This window comes from Paraburkholderia fungorum (assembly GCF_900099835.1).
Taxonomy (GTDB): Bacteria; Pseudomonadota; Gammaproteobacteria; order Burkholderiales; family Burkholderiaceae; genus Paraburkholderia; species Paraburkholderia fungorum_A.
Genome location: NZ_FNKP01000002.1, coordinates 2074835 through 2092069, shown reverse-complemented (window position 1 = coordinate 2092069; position 17235 = coordinate 2074835). Strand labels below are relative to the sequence as shown.

Genomic DNA, 17235 nt, shown 5'->3' with positions numbered 1-17235 from the left:
GAGAAAACAATAATGGAACGCTTTGAAACTAGCATTGCACCGTTGAGCGGATGGGGCCGCGCGGCTACCAGCGCATTACTGGTCGCGCTGCTCGCTGCGTGCTCGGTCGAGCCGACATACAAGCGCCCGGACGTGGATACGCCGGTCGCGTTCAAGGAAGCACCGGCTGCATCGGCTACTGCTGTGGCGTCCGCGCCATCCGCGCAGGACAACGGCACGTGGAAGCCGGCGCAGCCCGCCGACGACGCGCATCGCGGCGAATGGTGGACGATTTTCGGCGACTCGCAACTGAACGCACTGGAAGAGCAGGCCGCCGCCGCGAACCAGGATCTGAAGGCAGCGGCAGCACGTGTGCAGCAGGCACGTGCGGTGACGCAAGCGGCGAAGTCGGACTGGTTCCCGAAACTCGACGCGGGCTTTGGTCCGACGCGCGAGCGGGCGTCGGCGGCGTCGCAATTCCAGCCGGACAGCGCGGGCGGTACGACCGGCACGATCTGGCGCGCGCAGGTCGGTGCTTCGTATGAAGCGGATCTGTTCGGGCGCGTGAGTTCGAACGTGAGCGCATCGCGCGCGGATGAAGGGCAAAGTGAAGCGCTGTTCCGGTCGGTGCAACTGTCGCTGCAGGCCGACGTCGCGCAGAACTACTTCCAGTTGCGCGAACTGGATACCGATCAGGATCTGTACCGCCGTACCGTTGCATTGCGCGAAGACACGCTGAAGCTCGTCGAGCGTCGATTCAAGGAAGGTGATATCAGCGAACTGGATCTGGCGCGGGCTCGCAACGAGCTCGCGAGTGCGCGTGCCGATGCTGTGGGTGTTGCGCGCCAGCGCGCGGCGTCCGAGCACAGTCTCGCGATTCTGCTCGGCAAGCCGCCCGCGGACTTCTCGTTTGCCGAAGCACCGCTCACACCGGTGACGGTGCGCGTGCCTGCCGGGTTGCCTTCCGCATTGCTCGAACGTCGCCCGGATATCTCGGCGGCAGAGCGCGCGATGCAGGCGGCGAATGCGCGTGTGGGTCTCGCGAAATCGGCGTTCTTCCCGAAGCTGGATATCACCGGCGCGGCGGGTTTTGAATCGGCGACACTTGGCGATCTGTTCATGTGGTCGAGCCGCGCGTTTATTCTCGGGCCGTTCGCGGGCACCGCGTTGACGCTGCCATTGTTCGACGGCGGCCGTCGCAAGGCGAACCTCGCGCAGGCTCGCTCGAAGTACGACGAGGATGTCGCGCAGTATCGTCAGCAGATACTCGTCGCGTTCCGCGAAGTCGAGGACAACCTGGCCGATCTGCGTCTGCTCGACGATCAGATGCGCGAGCAGAACACGGCCGTCGACGCGTCGCAACGGGCGGCGCATCTGTCGCGCACGCAGTACACCGAGGGCGCGGTCAGCTATCTGGATGTGATCGACGGCGAGCGGCAGGTGCTGATTTCGCAATTGCAGGCGAGCCATTTGCAGGGCACGCAGGCGGTGGCGACGGTGAATCTGATCCGTGCATTGGGTGGCGGTTGGGGCAACGTGCAGACGCCCGATACGGCGGTCGGAGCGGTGTCGCCGGCTTCTGGCTCTACGCCGGCTTTGGCATCGGCGCAGCAGGTGGCGAAGCAGTAGCCTGCTGAGTGACGCACGCATCGAAGAGTATCGAACGCCGGGCAGTGCAATCGCACCGCCCGGCGTTTTTTGTCCAAATCGTTTTTACCGCTTTCCTTCGGAAAATCCGTTCGTAGACCGCCCGTTTCTCGCCCTCTATGATGATTCGCACCTCATCTGGAGAGAGGCGATGACCTGTCCGACCTTCCGCTGTCCCCGCTGATCGATCCGTGCGTTGAGCGCTTTTGTCGCTGCCACGCTGTGGTTCAGCCACTCATTGCAGATTTCCGTTTTTCCGATGCCGACCGGCATGCCTGATCGAAACTCAGTGCACGCAGGTGGACCGGCTCGTCCCGACACAACACGTAGCAACTCTGCGAGTCCATCATGCGCATTTCTCTATCTACCATGCGGAAATTCTTCTACACGCCCACGCTCGCATTGATCGGTGCATTCGTTCTGTCGATGGAATTGCCCGCCACGCAGGCGAACGCCGCCGACGCACCCACGCTGAAAATCGGCACGTCGACCAGTCCGCAAATCGAGGCATTGAAAGTCGCTGCGCGCGAGGCGAAAGAGCAGGGACTCGATGTGAAGATCATCGAGTTCACTGACTGGAACACGCCGAACGCGGCGCTCGCGAATAAAGATATCGACGTCAATTACTTCCAGCACATTCCGTTTCTCGAGAACGCGAAGAAGCAAGGCGGCTATTACTTCATCGCCATTGCGCCTGGCACGATCATGAAGATCGGCTTGTACTCGAAAAAGATCAAACGTTTCGACGAATTGAAAGACGGCGCGACCGTGGCAATTGCGAACGATCCGGTCAACGGTGGCCGTGGTTTGCTGTTGCTTCAGCGCGCGGGGCTGATCAAGTTGAAGCCGGGCATCGACTATCGCGCGACGACGCTCGACATTATCGACAACCCGAAGCATCTGAAGATCGTTCAGCTTGAAGCGTCGCAACTGGCCCGCTCGCTCGACGATGTCGATCTCGCGCAAGGCTATCCGAGCTTCATCAAACTTGCAGGCACCGCAGACCCGAATAGCGCGTTGCTGTTCGACGGTCTGGAGAACAAGAATTACGCGATTCAATGGGTCGTGCGCCCGGAAAGCGCGAACGATCCGCGTATCCGCAAGTTCATTTCGATTTATCAGCATTCACCGGCGGTGCGCGCCGCGCTCGACAAAGCCTTCGGCAATCTCTACGCCGTTGCGTGGTAACGCGGCGTCTTGCGTCGCAGTAGCAAGTCGGAGTCTGAAACGAAAGGAACGCAGTCATGGCCAACTTTTTCGAACCGCCGCAGTTCATTGAAGACGCGCCGTCGTTCGCGCTGAGCGATGGTTCCGCCGATGCGACGATACAAGCCGCCGTGATATTCGACGACGTCGGCAAGGTATTCGGCGATGCTCGCGGCGTGGCGAATACCGCTCTCGCCAATGTCACACTGACAGTGACGCGCGGCGAAGTGTTCGGCATTATCGGCCGTAGCGGTGCTGGGAAATCGACCTTGCTGAGGTTGGTCAACGGTCTGGAAAAGCCGAGTTCAGGCGCGGTGCGTGTGAACGGCGTGAGCGTTGGCGAACTCGATGAACGCGGACTCGTCACGCTGCGCAGGCGCATTGGCATGGTGTTTCAGCACTTCAACCTGCTCTCGGCGAAGACGGTGCGCGAGAACATTGCTTTGCCGCTGAAGATCGCAGGCGTACCGAAAGTCGAAATCGACAAGAAGGTCGATGCGTTACTCGAACTGGTCGGCTTATCGGCGAAACGTGACGCTTATCCCGCGAGTTTGTCCGGTGGACAGAAGCAGCGCGTGGGCATTGCGCGCGCTTTGGTGACCGACCCGGACATACTTCTGTGCGACGAGGCCACCTCCGCACTCGATCCCGAAACGACACAGGCCATTCTAGCGTTGCTGCGCGACATCAATCGGCGGCTCGATCTGACCATCGTATTGATCACTCACGAGATGGAAGTGATTCGCGAAGTGTGCGATACGGTCGCAGTGATAGAGCGCGGTGAAGTTGTAGAAAATGGGCCGGTGTGGCGCGTTTTCGGCAATCCGCAACACGCGGCGACGCATGCCTTGCTGCGCACACTGGTGCACGATCTGCCCGCGGATCTGGCCGCGCGCATCAAGCCATTCAGTGACGTGGCAGCCGCAGACGCGCAGATTCTGCTGGACGTGCGCTTCACCGGCGCAGACACGCAAGAGCCGGATCTCGGCGGACTCACGTCGGCGTTGAGTATCGATGGTGGGCGTGTGAGTTTCGTTCATGGCGGCATCGACCGGATTCAGGGACACGCGCAAGGGCGGCTGGTCGTGTCGGCGCAATTGCGGGCCAACGTGAAAGAAAGCGCGCAGCAGCAGGTCGCGGCGTTGCTCGACAACGCGCGCCGTTTCGCGAACCATGTCGAGGTGCTCGGCTATGTCTGATCTCTGGCTCTCCGAACTTGCCGACGCGATTCGCGACACCATCGTGATGGTCGGCGTATCCGCTTTTATCGCGGCACTGGTGGGCATTCCGCTCGCTTTGGTGCTGGTGACGACGACACGCGGCGGCATCGCTGAAAAGCGGTCGGTGAATAGCGTGCTCGGTGCACTCGTCAACGCATTTCGCTCCACGCCGTTCATCATTCTGCTGGTCGCGCTGTTGCCGCTCACGCGATTTCTGATCGGCACCACCATCGGCGTATGGGCGGCCATCGTGCCGCTCAGCATCGCGGCAATTCCGTTTTTTGCGCGCATCGCCGAAGTGAGTCTGCGCGAAGTGGACCGGGGTTTGATCGAAGCTGCGCAGGCGATGGGTGCGCAACGACGGCACATCATCTGGCATGTGCTGTTGCCCGAAGCACTGCCCGGCATTCTCGGCGGTTTCACGATCACCGTGGTCGCGATGATCGGCTCGTCGGCGATGGCGGGCGCGGTCGGGGCGGGCGGCCTCGGCGATCTGGCGATCCGCTACGGCTATCAACGTTTCGATACGACCGTGATGGTCACCGTGATCGCATTGCTGATCGTCATCGTGACAGCCGTGCAGTTCGTCGGCGATCGCTTCGTGAGGCGGCTCGCGCAGCGCGCATAATAATCGCGATGTTTCGCGTCGGCGAAAGTGGCGGGCGCGCTGCCGTTCAACCCAATTCTCTATCTGGACATTTGCATGAACGAACCCCGTCATGCCGACGCGTCGTCGACGCGCGAGGCATCCGGCGCATCTCAGGTGCGCGATCTCACCGGCTTGCTGAACGCGTTGCGCGCGAGCGCGGCGCAACGCGATCGTGAAGGCGGTCACGCCGCGCAGGAAAAGCAGTGGATCGCCGATGCGGGATTGCTCACGCTCGCGGTACCGCGCGAATTCGGTGGCGCGGGCGCGCGCTGGCCGGACATCTACGAGACGATTCGGAAGATCGCGCAAGTCGACAGCGCGCTCGCACATTTGCTGGGATTCAGCTGCCTGCAGGTAGTGAGCGTCAACGTGTGGGGCAACCCGGAGCAACGCGCGCGCTATCTCGGCGACACGGTGGAACAGCGCTGGTGGTGGGGCAATGCAGTGAATCCGCTCGATACGCGGCTCGTTGCAACAGCCACCGCTGACGGCGGCTACCTGCTCGACGGTCAGAAGGGTTTCTGTTCAGGCACGCGCGGCTCGCAGATGATGACGATCTCCGCGCACGACCCCGTCACCGGTAAATCGATTTTCGGCGCGGTGCCGACCACGCGCGAAGGCATCACCGTTCACGAAGACTGGAACCCGATCGGCCAGCGGCAAACCGACAGCGGCAGTGTGTCGTTCGCGCGGGTCAGGGTCGAGCCGCACGAAGTGCTGCATAAGGCCGACACGCCGTACGCGAGTTTGCGCACGCTGATTTCGCAGCAGGTGTTGACCAACCTGTTTGTGGGCATTGCGCAGGGCGCGCTTGAAGAAGCACGAGCGTATGTCACGCAATACGGCCGGCCGTGGATCAACTCCGGTGTCGACAAAGCCACCGACGATCCGTACCTGATCCAGCGTTTCGGTGAAATGCGTCTGCAGGCGGTAGCCGCCGAGGCGCTCGCCACGCGCGCGGCGCAAATACTCGACGACGCGTGGCAGCAAGGCCCGTCGCTTTCCGCCGAAGCACGCGCTCATGTCGCGCTCGCCACCTCGGAAGCGAAAATCGTTGCGCACCGCGCGGCGCTCGACATCAGCGAAAAACTGTTCGACGCGTGTGGTGCGCGCGCCACGCATGCGCCGCTCGCACTCGATCGTTTCTGGCGCAACGCGCGCGTGCACACGCTGCACGACCCGCTCGATTACCGCGTGCGCGACGTCGGCCGCTACGCACTGAGCGGGACATTGCCGGAAGTTTCTTTGTACACTTGAGGCGGCTCGCGGTGGCATGCGTATGCACCGCGTTTTATCCCCTTCAAGAGACCTACGGATTGCCGTTCAAATTACCAATTACCGCCACGGCGCCGTTTTGCCCTTCCGAGGTGCAAGGCTCGGTCGCCGTCTCGCAAGGCGCGCCGTTCTGGAAGAAGATCCTGCAATTCGCAGGCCCCGGTTTGCTGGTATCGATCGGTTACATGGACCCGGGCAACTGGGCCACCGCGATCGAAGCCGGTTCGCGTTATGGCTACAGCCTGTTGTTCGTCGTGTTGCTGTCGAGCCTCGCGGCGATGGCGCTGCAATGTCTGAGCATGCGTCTCGGTATCGCCACCGGACGCGACCTCGCGCAATTGTCCAGCTCACGCTATTCGCCGGGCGTCGCGCGTTTTCAGTGGTTTCTCGCGGAACTCTCCATCGTCGCGTGCGACCTGGCCGAAGTGCTCGGCGGTGCACTGGCCTTCCATCTTCTGTTCAATTGCTCGCTGACCACCGGCGTGCTGCTCACCGCATTCGACACGCTGATCGTGCTCGGTCTGAAGGGCAAGAATTTCCGCGATCTCGAAGCGATCATGCTCGGTCTGATCGCGACGATCGGCATCGGGTACATCATCGAACTGGCGTTGGTGAAGCCGCACTGGCCGTCGGTCGCGCAAGGGCTGATTCCGTCGTGGCAGGCGCTGAATTCGCGCGAGCCGATGTACCTCGCAATCGGCATTCTCGGCGCAACGGTGATGCCGCATAACCTGTATCTGCATTCGTCGATTGTGCAGACGCGCGCGGTCAAACGCGATCCGGCCGGTATCCGCTCGGCGATCAGCATGTCGCGAATCGACACCATCGCGTCGCTGGTGCTCGCGCTGCTGATCAACATGGCGATCCTGATTCTCGCCGCCGCGGCATTTCACGCAACAGGCCACACGGAAGTCACGCAGATCGAGGACGCGTACAAGCTGCTCGCGCCGATCGTCGGCACGGGTTTCGCGGCGGTGCTGTTCGCGATCACGTTGCTGGCGTCGGGACAAAGCTCGACGTTCACCGGCACGGTGGCGGGGCAGGTGATCATGGAAGGCTTCCTGAAGATGAAAATTCCGTGCTGGCAGCGGCGTTTCATCACGCGGGCACTGGCCTTGATTCCCGCGTTGATCGGCGTGCAGATGATGGGCAACGGCGCGGTCGGCCGGTTGCTGGTCGCGAGCCAGGTCGTGCTGAGCCTGCAACTGCCGTTCGCGCTTTATCCGCTGATCCGCATGACCAGCGACCGCTCGTTGATGGGCGAATTCGCGAATAAACTGCCGACGCGGTTGCTCGCGTGGTCGTTGTTTGGCGCGATCAGTGCGGCGAATCTTTGGCTGGTAGTGCAGACGGTGGGCCTGGCGGGCTGAGCCAGCTGCGGATTTTTTGAGCGAGCGGTTGAGGGCAAAAAAAATCCGCGCAGTGCGCGGATTTTCATAAGGCTTCGGTTTCTGCTTCGCCTCGGGCGGACCAGCCGTCGGCGAATGACATCAATTCAATCAGGCGGCTTGAGCGACCTGTGCAACCTCGGCAACCTGCGCTGCCTGGAGTGCTGCTTCCTGGCGAGCGGCCGCTGCTTTCTTGGTCTTGCCTGCACGCGACGGCGGCTGGCATGCGCCACATACGACGTTGTGCTGCAAATCGTGCTTGTGCGCGACGAACTTGCCCGTGCAACGGCAGCACTTGGTCAACTGCAGAATGTCGGCGTCGAAGAAACGCACCAGCGTCCATGCACGCGTCAGATCGAGCACCGGCTCGCTTTCGCTGTGCTGGCAATGTTCCAGATACAGCCGATACCCTTTGGTCAACGCATCCAGATGCGAGCAGCGCGCTTCGTTCTTCAGGAACAGGTACGTGTTGTAGAACAACGACGCGTGGATGTTCGCCAGCCACGTCATATACCAGTCCGCCGAGAACGGCAGCATGCCCTTGGGCGGCGATACGCCCTTGACCTCGCGGTACAGGCGAATCATGCGGTCGCGTGAGAGCGTCAGTTCGCTCTCCAGCACCTGCATGCGCGCGCCGAGTTCGATCAGCGCGATCGCACGGAATACATCCTGTGCGTCTTCCGTCAGACTACGTTTAAGCATCGCAGTCACCTCGATTAAGCAAACTGCTCAGCGGGCTGGCCTGCAAGCAGGATGGCCGCGTGAGTGGGGGCAACTGCGGTGTGCTTCGTCGTTTGCGTCAACGCCGACAACATCGAGTGGTCGTTGAAGCGGAAGAAGCACAAAAGCTGATCGGAAGAGGCCAGCTTGACGATTTGCGCGAGCGACAGCCCGGCAAGCAAGTCAGCCAGTTCCGACGACAAACCCAGACGGAACATCCCGATCGGTTTGTCCTCACGCAACATACGTTGCGCAAGCATGATGTAAGACAAGTTAATCTCGCGGATTGAATCCAGCGTCTCGCTGCTACGGTCCATTTTCTGTGTTTCCGAAGCCCCGAATTACCAAGTCGGCTTTTTTTGCCGTTATCTCTTTTGTGCCTCGCCGGAAACGATGTCCTCCGGCTACATGTCACTACCTGATACAACTTACTTTGCTTTTGATACAAGGCGTTACATTTCGTAACAGCTTGGGACGAATTGTATGAAGGGTAAAACAGGAAATCAATCCCTTCTCAAAAAAATATCTCAAAAAGATACATCAATTGTCGGTAACTCTTTCACGCGCTTGTAATAGATGATGCAAAGAGAATTTTTTGCACTGCGAGAATTTGGAAAGATCCATGAAAACCCTTGTCATACGGGCGTTTGGCTTAATTGTCTAATCAAAGAATTGCGGCGCGCGACATGCGGTTAAATGCCACGGCGTTTATAAAGGCGGGAAACGGCGCTGCAAATATACCGTAATAAATACCGTAATTTAGGGCCGTTTTGGGGGCACATCAGAGGTGTAACAGGGTGGTGCGGCCCCGGTTACAAACAGGGCCGTCTTTGTAACTTCTTTGGTAAGGATTAGCAGCCGGTCTGACGGATGCGTTCCACTTCGAGGCCAAATGCCGGCCGTAGACGCGTGCCGAGCACATTGCCGGCGAATGCGGCAACAAGCCATAACCAGCCGTGCAGGCTGCCTGACACGATCCCGCTAAAGTACGCGCCGATGTTACAACCGTAGGCCAGGCGGGCTCCGTAGCCGAGCATCAGGCCGCCGACAACTGCCGCGATCAACGATTTGGCGGGTACTTTCCAGACCGGCGCGTAACGGCCGGCGAGCGCCGCCGCCGTCATTGCACCGAGGACGATGCCGATATCCATCACCGAGGTGACGTCATGTGTAACAGGGGCGGCGAGGGAGCCCGCATTCGCGTGCGATGCCCAGTACGGCCAGTTGGCCACGTCGATACCCAGCGCGGCGAAAATCTTGGCGCCCCACAGCGCGAACGCCGACGTCACACCCCACGGACGACCCGACAACGCCAGCGTGGCGAAGTTGAGCAGAACCAGCGCGACCGCGCCGACGAACAGCGGCCACGGCCCATGCAGCCAGGGCGACGCGTGCGGCTGGCGCAGCGGCTCATTGACCAGCTGGCCGTGCCGGCGACGTTCGATCACGACGGTAAGCGCCGCGATGGCGGCAAACACGATCAGATTCAGCACGATGGCCCAGCCTGCGCCCAGCGTAGTCACCATGGAAAGCGGTTTGAGCGAGGGCAATGCGGTCCAGAACGGCATATGCGCGGTCGCGACGACCGAGCCGACGATAAACGCAGCAAGCGTGACGATCATGCGGGTGCTGCCGCCGCCCACTGTATATAGCGTGCCCGACGCGCAGCCGCCGCCCAGCTGCATGCCGATGCCGAACATGAACGCGCCCACGAGCACGGATGTGCCGGCCGGCGCGACCAGCCCGACAACCGGCTGACCGAACAGCGTACCGGCCGCGAGCGCTGGGAAAAACAGCAGCACGCCGAGCCCGAGCATCAGCATTTGCGCTCGCAGACCGGCGCCCCGGCCATCGGCGATGAAAACCCGCCAGGCTGACGTGAAGCCGAACGCCGCGTGATACAGCGACATGCCCAGCAGCGCGCCGACCACGTAGAGCGCCGCCTGGCGGCCGCTTACGGTCTGCGCGAGATAAATGGCGCCGAGCGCGATAAGGATGAGCGCGGCGCCCAGCGGCTTCGGATTGATATCGAAGCGGCGTGGTACGCGCGGAAGCGAAGTGGAGAGGTCTGACATGATTAGTTGACTGACAAGCGGGTAATCGAGAGGCGGCCACAGAGCGGCCGGGGGGCGAGTTTGGGGTTGGCAGGAGGGAAAGGCAATCGAAAAAAAGATAGCACATGGATGGCAGAGGCGTGGCCGCGCTACGGGTGCCAGTGTCAGGCACCGGTTTCGGAAGCCAGCGTCAGGTTCTTGCGTCCCGGCCCTCCGCAGCCTTGCGCAATGCTGCTGCTGTGTGCTGATCGGCGGGAAAAAATGCTTCGATGGCGAGTTCCGATAGCGTGACGTCCACCGGGGTGCCGAACACGGTTGTCGTGCTGAAAAACGACAGCTCGCCGATCGGCGTACGCAACCGCAGCGGGACGGCGATCTGCGCGACGGCGGTGTCGCCGTGCTCGGCCGGTTCGGCGCCAGCCGGTGCAGGATAGGCAGCCAACTCGTCGCGCAGTGTGCTTAACGCGTCGTCGCCGCTCACATCGATTTGCCGTTGCAGCCGCGCCAGCACATGCTCCCGCCACGCATGCCAGTTAATGATCGATGCCGCGATTCCGTCTGGATGCAAGCTCAGCCGCAGTGCATTGACAGGGGGCTTCAGCAGTTCGGGACTCGCGCCTGACAGCAAAGGCGCCAGCGCGTTGTTGGTCGCGACGATATTCCAATGCCGGTCGATCGCGAGCGCCGGGTAGGGTTCGTGTCCGGTGAGCACCAGTTCGACCGCCTCCCGGGCGGCGGCCAATTGCGGATCGGACAGAGGCCGTTCACGAAACAGTGGTGCGTATCCTGCCGCGACCAGCAGCGCATTGCGCGCGCGTAACGGCACGTCGAGTCGTTCAGCAAGATGCATGACCATTTCCCGGCTTGGCAACGCGCGCCCCGATTCGACGAAGCTCAGATGCCGGGTCGAAATGTCAGCCTCAGTGGCAAGCAGCAACTGGCTCATGCGACGTCGTTGCCGCCATTCGCGCAGCAGGTCGCCCACCGTGCGGCTGGTGGCGAACGCAGGGGAAGGAGCGGCTTGCGCGAGAGAAAGTGTGTTCATGCACCGATGATAGTTAAAGCACGTCAGTAATCCATTACCTTGCAGGTAAAGAAACGCTCATCCTCCAGCTACGAATACCCAGCAGCACAACCACGCTCACGTACCAGTTGGTCGAGCCGATAAAAAACACGAATCAGGCAGCCGCCACGCCTTCAGGCACCGCATTGAGCTTGACGCCGAGCGCGCGCAGCAGTTTGAACACCGTGTCCATACGCGGCTTCGAGCCGGGCGCCAGCGTTTTATAGAGACTTTCGCGCCCGAGTCCTGCGTCTGCGGCGACCTTTGCAATACCGCGCGCTTTGGCGATATCGGCGATGGCGGCGAGAAGAAGGTCGGCGTCGCCTTCTTCGAGTGCTGCATTGAGATATTCAGCGATCATCTCCTCGCTATCGAGGTAGTGCGACGCGTCGAACCGTGCGGTTTTGATCTTGCTCATGACAGTTCCTTTCTGATTTCTGCCCACATTGTTTTGGCATGCCTGATGTCGGCCGGCTGGGTGGCTTTATTGCCACCGCACAGCAGCAGATACACCATGCGACCTTCGCGTGCGAAATAAACCCGATAACCCGGACCACAGTCGATACGCATCTCGGACACGCCGTCTTCCAGCAGCTTGGTGTCGCCGAAATGGCCTCGTTCGGCGCGCCGGATTCGCACGAGAATTTTCGCCCTTGCCCGCAAATCGGCAAGCTGCGCAAGCCAGTTGTCGAACACCTCGGTACGGTTGACTGTGAACGCCGGTGTCTCGATCTGTTGATGAGTGTATCCTTGTGGATACTTGTTTGCAAGTGTAGAAATCATATTTTTAAAGCAGCTTTGCGATGCCCCCGTTGATTGCGTGACCTGCCGCGCGCAGGCTCTGCGCGGCTCCCCATTTCCCGCATGAGGTTAGCGGCCGGCATCGCATCTGACGACTCGGCCAGATGGCCTATCCCGCTGAAAAACGGGAGTCGTGTTCGCATGAAGATTCGCGGTAGCGCGTGCGAATGCTTACCTGTGAAGTAATCGACGCAGCGCTTCCAATCCACGAATCTTGACTCCGGGCCCGCCGCGGACAACGTGTCCGTCGAGCGGAGTGCTCAGTCATGCCAATCAAGGAGTCCGAAGATGAACACGCATACCGATCTGATCGACCGTTATTTCGATGCATGGAACGAGACCGATCACGCGCGCCGTCGCGAGTTGATCGCGGCCACCTGGACTGCCGATGCCGACTATCGCGATCCGCTGCTCGCGGGCGCCGGGCACGAAGGCATCGACGCGATGATCCGCGCGGTGCACGAGCGCTTTCCGCAGCACCTGTTTCGCCGCACGACGCAGGTCGACGGCTTCGCGAACCGGTTGCGCTTTTCGTGGGAGCTGACCACGCCCGCTGGCGACGCGATCGTCAAGGGTTCCGATTTCGGTGTGGTCGATGCGCACGGCCGTCTTCAGGCCGTCACCGGTTTTCTGGACCAGGTGCCAGACGGAGCCTGAGCTTCGACCTGTTCTCAACTTCATGGAGACGATCATGGATGACCCCGTTGCCGTTACGTCCCGCCGAATGCTTGCCACGTTCGCGCGGCTGGGGTCGGAGGCCGTCGATGCGCTGTCCAGCGCGATAGCGGGCTTCGCGTTGCTGGCGGGTGCGCGGGCGTTCATGTTCACCGCGCTGCTGGGCTGGCGCGAGCCGGTGCTTGGCGGCGCGGGACTCGTGGTCCTGGCGCTGGTCGGATGGTTGCGGTGGCGATGCGGGGCCGCGGCTTGCGCGGCGGTGTCGGGCGCGCGGCACAGTGGGCCGGGTGCGAACGGCGTCGACGGATCGTGCCGTGGGGTGTTCCGGCCGACAGCGCCGGTACGGGACGCACGCACGGAAGCCCGCAACGATGCTTGCTACAATCGGTTGAAGCAATGCGATTCGAGCGGCCCGGCCTGGTCGGAATCAGATGTCGTGAAACCGGAGGCCGGCTCCCGTTCGAACCTGAATGCGAGCGGCGTAGCGATGCAACTCGCGCAGACAATCGTATTGCGTTACCCGAATCTCACATCCGCGACCTCGCGATAAACCGCAGGGCGCGATGCATCTGAGACCGGGCCACCGATCAACCGGATCAACCGGACAGGAAGGAGACACCGTGCTGAAGAATCTGGACCCGCTGCTGAACGCCGACATATTGCATGCACTTCGCTCGATGGGCCACGGCGACGAACTCGTCATTTGCGATGCGAATTTCCCGGGCACATCGGTGGCCAATGGGACGGTGCTCGGCAAACTGCTTCACCTCGACGGCGTAAGTGCGCCGCGTGCGATTCGCGCGGTGTTGTCGGTGCTGCCGCTGGACACCTTCATCGAGCAGCCCGCGTCGCGGATGGAAGTGGTCGGCGAGCCGCACACCATTCCTGCGGTGCAGCGTGAAGCGCAGATCGAGGTCAACGCGGCGGAAGGGCGTGAGGTGCCGTTTGCATCGATTGAACGGTTTGCGTTTTATGAACGCGCGCGCAAAGCGTATTGCGTGATCGCGACCGGTGAGGAGCGGGGCTATGGTTGCTTCGTGTTCACCAAGGGCGTTTTGCTGGCTCCGGACGCGCCGCGTTAAGCGAGCGTGGTTTGCCGCTGCTCCAAACGCAGCTCGGTTCCGGTCGGCATGTCGACATGAGCGGCGACAGCAGCGGCATGAAATTCGCACAGTGCTTCGTCGATTGCGAAGACGAGGCATGCGGATTTCCTGCCCGCTGGCGTTTCTCTTCACGGTGACAACATCATGAGCTTTTCGATAGACACTCTCGATCATCTTGTTCTGAATGTCGCTGATGTCGAGGCGAGCGCTGCCTGGTATAGCCGCATGCTCGGCATGCAACGCACCGAATTTGCGTCGCGCACCGGCATGCGTGTGGCGATGACGTATGGCCACCAGAAGATCAATCTACGTCCGGTCACAGCGGATACCGTCGCGTGGTTCACGGGCCGCGAGCCGGTGCCCGGCAGTGCCGATCTATGCTTCGTCACCAGCGCGAGTCCCGCCGACGTCAAGGCGCACTGGCTCGCCGAGGGCGTCGAAATCGAAGCCGGTCCGGTCGAGCGCGACGGCGCGCGCGGCAAAATGACTTCGGTGTATTGCCGCGACCCGGACGGCAATCTGATCGAGGTCGCGACGTATCCTCAGGCTTAACTGCCGCATACCGCTCTCGCAAGCGCTGAGTCTGCATTCGCAGCAGATATCGCAGTCAAAAAAAGCCGGTCTTCGCGAATTTCCTGCGCACTTTTCCTTTCCAGGCACTCCGGTTGCTTGCCCGGGTGGGTCCATCGAACTTGGAAAAGGCCGCCATTCCACATATTCTCAGGTGCAAAGCGGGGAACTGCGGCCCTTTCGGCGGGTCTGCTGCTTATTCATTTACAGGAGCCCCTCCATGACGCGTCCCGTCGATTCCGGCATCATTTTCATCGCACGTATTGCTCTGGCCGTGCTGTTTTTGTGGAGCGGCGTGATGAAACTGCTGGGTTATGCGGGCTTTGTCGGCTACCTGCATTCGAAGGGCGTGCCGTTCGTGCAGATCGCCGCGCCGATCGCCACCGCGGTCGAAGTGCTCGGCGGATTGCTGCTGATCGTCGGCTTCAAGGTGCGGCCGCTCGCGCTGCTGATGGCCGTCTACACGGTGGCGACAGCCGTGCTCGGCCACGATTTCTGGAATGTCGTCGATGCCGCCTTGCAGCGCGACATGGTGATTCATTTCTGGAAGAACATCGGTATTGCAGGCGGTTTCCTGCTGCTGTTCGTGACGGGCGCGGGCCGTCTTAGTGTCGACGGTGCACGTGCGCCACGTAGCGGCCTCGGTCTTTGATGCTGAGCGTGCGGTCGTCGATACCCACTGCTTTTGATTCTGGCTGTAACCAAGGGAGCAAATAATGATTCAAAGTTTCGAGCAAACCATTGGCGGCAAGGTGACCCAGTTGTGTGCGAGCCTTGGCGAGGGGCCGACGCCGCATCGCGTGATCATCAGTCTGGCCGATTCGGCGAAGACGCTGGTGATTCTCGATGCGTCGGGTTTTCTTGGCGCGCTGAAAGCCGAGATCGAGGAGCCCGAGAAGCTGATCGCCGATGGCATCGCGAAAGCGCAGAACGACGGGTTGATCGAGCGCGCGATCGATACCGGCACGATTCAGGAAGCGACGCTTTAATTTGCGTTCGAAGCGTCCAGTCGCGCAGTCGCGGGTAAGCGGCTGCTGCGTCGTCTGAGAAAACCCCCGCTTTGCGAAAGCATCGCGGGGGTTTGTTTTTTTGCGCGGGTGGGCGCGGCGTTGGGATTGGCGTGTGGGTCCCGCAATCCATCGCTTCTAGCGCGATTCCATTCTCGTCCTGTCGGCCTCGACAGCGGTCGTCCGCGAATCCGCCTTCGAACTCTCCGCCGACGCATGCGGTTGAGGACGCACCAGGCAGCCCAATCCCACCCCCAGCAGCAGAAGTCCCGCTGAAATAGCCGTCGCGGTCTGCATGCCCGACACTATCTGTTCGGCCGCCGAGCCGCCCGCCAGCGCACCGAATGCGGCCACACCGACAGCGCCGCCCGCTTGCCGCGCTGTGTTCAATACCGCAGACGCCGTGCCTGCGCGCTTCGCCTCGGTCGATGCCAGCACGGCGGTGGTCATCGCCGGAACAGCCAGGCCCATGCCGGATGGAATCAGCAGGAACGGCAGCAGCAGTCCGATCAGCGGCGTGGCGGCATCCACCCGATGCAGCAGACCGTAACCGAACGCGGCGATGACCGCCCCCACGATCATCGGCACCCGCACGCCGAACCGGCCGACCGCCCAGCCGCTCGCGACGTTCGAAACGAGGAAACCGCCCGTCAGCGGCAGGAACGCGAGACCCGCCTGCAACGGGGTGTAGCCGCGCACACGCTGCAAGTACAGGCTCAGCACGAACACCATTCCGTAGTAGGTCAGATTCACGCAGATGCCGAACAGCACCGCTGCGCTGAAAGTGCGTTTTCTGAATAGAGAAAGCGGCAGCATCGGCGACGCGATGCGCGATTCGACGACAATGAAGGCGCTCGCGGCGAGTAGCGCGAGTACGAAGCCGCCCGCCACGAACGGGTGGGCCAGTCCCAACGGCCGCCACTCGATCACGGCGGCGACGAAAGCGGTTAGGGCGACGATCGCGAGACACTGGCCGCCGAGGTCGATGCCGCGCGATTTCGCGCCGGCTGTTGTGGGCGGCGCCGTATGTTTGGTGATTGCAGCCTTCCTGGCGATTCCAGTTGCGGCTTGCGACGAGCCGATGGCTGAGAGGGTTCCGACTGCGGTTCCAGCTCCAGCCCTATCGTCGGCTCCCGCTTCCGCCATTCCAGCTTTCCCATCGCCAGCTTGTACATTCCCGGTCCCCTCGTCTCGTGGCACCCAGAGCCACGTCGCCACCAGCCCCGCCGCGCAAATCGGCAGATTGACGAGGAAGATGCTGCGCCAGCCAAACGCCGCGATCAGCAAGCCGCCCGCCACCGGCCCAGCCGCAATCGAAATCGCGCCCGCAGCGGTCCACAAGCCGACCGCCCGCGCCCGCAGCCTGGGATCGTGTCCATAGGCACGATTGAGCAGTGCGAGCGAGTTCGGCAGCATCGCGGCTGCGCCGACGCCTTGCAGTGCGCGCGCGGCGATCAGCATCGGCGCATCGAGCGCGAGCCCGCAGGCCGCCGACGCCAGCGCAAACAGCGCGATGCCCGCCGCATACATGCGCCGCGCGCCGAACCGGTCGCCGAGTGCGCCCGCCGACAGCATCAGCACCGCGAACGCCAGCGTGTACGCATCGACGACCCATTGCAGGCCCGCGACGTCGGCGTGCAGATTCGCGCCGATTCCGGGCAGCGCGATATTGACGATGGTCACGTCGAGTTGCGTGACGACGAAGCCGACGCTGACGGTCGCGAGAACGAGGCCGAGGGCGGGCGAGGCAGGGGGATTTGTCGAGTTCATGCGATACATCGTAGGTCCGATGCAGCGCACGATGTTTCGGGCTGGCGTGAAGCGTGGATGTCGCGATTAACAGCGGGCGCGGCCACGTGTGCGGGTGCGCCGCTACAA

Annotated in this window: 19 protein-coding genes; 12 read left to right on the top strand and 7 right to left on the bottom strand. The window is 61.9% G+C overall.

Annotated elements, in window-relative coordinates:
* Positions 1–12: 12 nt before the first annotated feature.
* The 6 genes from BLS41_RS25115 (at position 13) to BLS41_RS25090 (ending at position 7346) form a co-directional block, all read left to right on the top strand.
* A complete protein-coding gene (locus tag BLS41_RS25115) occupies positions 13–1608 on the top strand; it encodes an efflux transporter outer membrane subunit (protein WP_074769743.1) in 1596 nt (531 codons plus the stop codon).
* 366 nt (positions 1609–1974) lie between these two features.
* Entirely contained in the window at positions 1975–2814 is an 840-nt protein-coding gene (locus tag BLS41_RS25110) for a MetQ/NlpA family ABC transporter substrate-binding protein (protein WP_074769741.1), read from the top strand.
* A gap of 56 nt (positions 2815–2870) precedes the next feature.
* On the top strand, positions 2871–4031 hold the full coding sequence (locus BLS41_RS25105) for a methionine ABC transporter ATP-binding protein (protein ID WP_074769738.1): 1161 nt from the start codon (positions 2871–2873) through the stop codon (positions 4029–4031).
* Positions 4024–4680, top strand: coding sequence for a methionine ABC transporter permease (locus BLS41_RS25100; RefSeq protein WP_074769736.1), 657 nt, complete (start codon positions 4024–4026; stop codon positions 4678–4680). The genes BLS41_RS25105 and BLS41_RS25100 overlap by 8 nt, the downstream gene beginning before the upstream one ends.
* A gap of 75 nt (positions 4681–4755) precedes the next feature.
* Complete coding sequence (locus BLS41_RS25095; RefSeq protein ID WP_074771171.1) at positions 4756–5958, top strand: acyl-CoA dehydrogenase family protein; 1203 nt, start codon at positions 4756–4758, stop codon at positions 5956–5958.
* Positions 5959–6017: 59 nt separating this feature from the next.
* A complete protein-coding gene (locus BLS41_RS25090; RefSeq protein WP_074771170.1) occupies positions 6018–7346 on the top strand; it encodes an Nramp family divalent metal transporter in 1329 nt (442 codons plus the stop codon).
* Between the two features lie 129 nt (positions 7347–7475).
* Here BLS41_RS25090 and flhC read toward each other — a convergent pair whose 3' ends face one another.
* The 6 genes from flhC to BLS41_RS25060 form a co-directional block, all read right to left on the bottom strand.
* Positions 7476–8066, bottom strand: a complete 591-nt coding sequence (flhC, locus tag BLS41_RS25085; protein WP_074769734.1) for a flagellar transcriptional regulator FlhC — start codon at positions 8064–8066, stop codon at positions 7476–7478.
* Positions 8067–8080: 14 nt separating this feature from the next.
* Positions 8081–8401, bottom strand: a complete 321-nt coding sequence (gene flhD, locus BLS41_RS25080; protein WP_020068239.1) for a flagellar transcriptional regulator FlhD — start codon at positions 8399–8401, stop codon at positions 8081–8083.
* A gap of 534 nt (positions 8402–8935) precedes the next feature.
* Complete coding sequence (locus BLS41_RS25075) at positions 8936–10159, bottom strand: YeeE/YedE family protein (protein WP_074769732.1); 1224 nt, start codon at positions 10157–10159, stop codon at positions 8936–8938.
* A gap of 169 nt (positions 10160–10328) precedes the next feature.
* Entirely contained in the window at positions 10329–11183 is an 855-nt protein-coding gene (locus tag BLS41_RS25070; protein WP_074769730.1) for a helix-turn-helix domain-containing protein, read from the bottom strand.
* A 133-nt stretch (positions 11184–11316) separates the two neighbouring features.
* Positions 11317–11619, bottom strand: a complete 303-nt coding sequence (locus BLS41_RS25065; protein WP_074769728.1) for an addiction module antidote protein — start codon at positions 11617–11619, stop codon at positions 11317–11319.
* Complete coding sequence (locus tag BLS41_RS25060; protein WP_074769726.1) at positions 11616–11984, bottom strand: type II toxin-antitoxin system RelE/ParE family toxin; 369 nt, start codon at positions 11982–11984, stop codon at positions 11616–11618. Before BLS41_RS25060 ends, BLS41_RS25065 begins: the two co-directional genes overlap by 4 nt.
* A gap of 306 nt (positions 11985–12290) precedes the next feature.
* Here BLS41_RS25060 and BLS41_RS25055 point away from each other — a divergent pair, with 306 nt between their 5' ends.
* The 6 genes from BLS41_RS25055 (at position 12291) to BLS41_RS25030 (ending at position 15339) form a co-directional block, all read left to right on the top strand.
* Complete coding sequence (locus tag BLS41_RS25055; RefSeq protein WP_074769724.1) at positions 12291–12659, top strand: nuclear transport factor 2 family protein; 369 nt, start codon at positions 12291–12293, stop codon at positions 12657–12659.
* Between the two features lie 34 nt (positions 12660–12693).
* Complete coding sequence (locus BLS41_RS39680) at positions 12694–13227, top strand: hypothetical protein (protein WP_253189759.1); 534 nt, start codon at positions 12694–12696, stop codon at positions 13225–13227.
* A 70-nt stretch (positions 13228–13297) separates the two neighbouring features.
* On the top strand, positions 13298–13759 hold the full coding sequence (locus BLS41_RS25045; protein ID WP_074769722.1) for an RbsD/FucU family protein: 462 nt from the start codon (positions 13298–13300) through the stop codon (positions 13757–13759).
* 165 nt (positions 13760–13924) lie between these two features.
* Complete coding sequence (locus tag BLS41_RS25040) at positions 13925–14332, top strand: VOC family protein (RefSeq protein ID WP_074769720.1); 408 nt, start codon at positions 13925–13927, stop codon at positions 14330–14332.
* Between the two features lie 238 nt (positions 14333–14570).
* Entirely contained in the window at positions 14571–15002 is a 432-nt protein-coding gene (locus BLS41_RS25035) for a DoxX family protein (protein WP_074769718.1), read from the top strand.
* Positions 15003–15066: 64 nt separating this feature from the next.
* Positions 15067–15339: a hypothetical protein gene (locus BLS41_RS25030; protein WP_074769716.1), complete on the top strand. Its 273-nt coding sequence runs from the start codon at positions 15067–15069 to the stop codon at positions 15337–15339.
* Positions 15340–15495: 156 nt separating this feature from the next.
* On the opposite strand, the gene BLS41_RS25025 is transcribed toward BLS41_RS25030, so the two are convergent.
* Positions 15496–17127 (bottom strand): MFS transporter, encoded by a 1632-nt coding sequence (locus BLS41_RS25025; protein ID WP_074771169.1) that lies wholly within the window; start codon positions 17125–17127, stop codon positions 15496–15498.
* Positions 17128–17235: the final 108 nt, after the last annotated feature.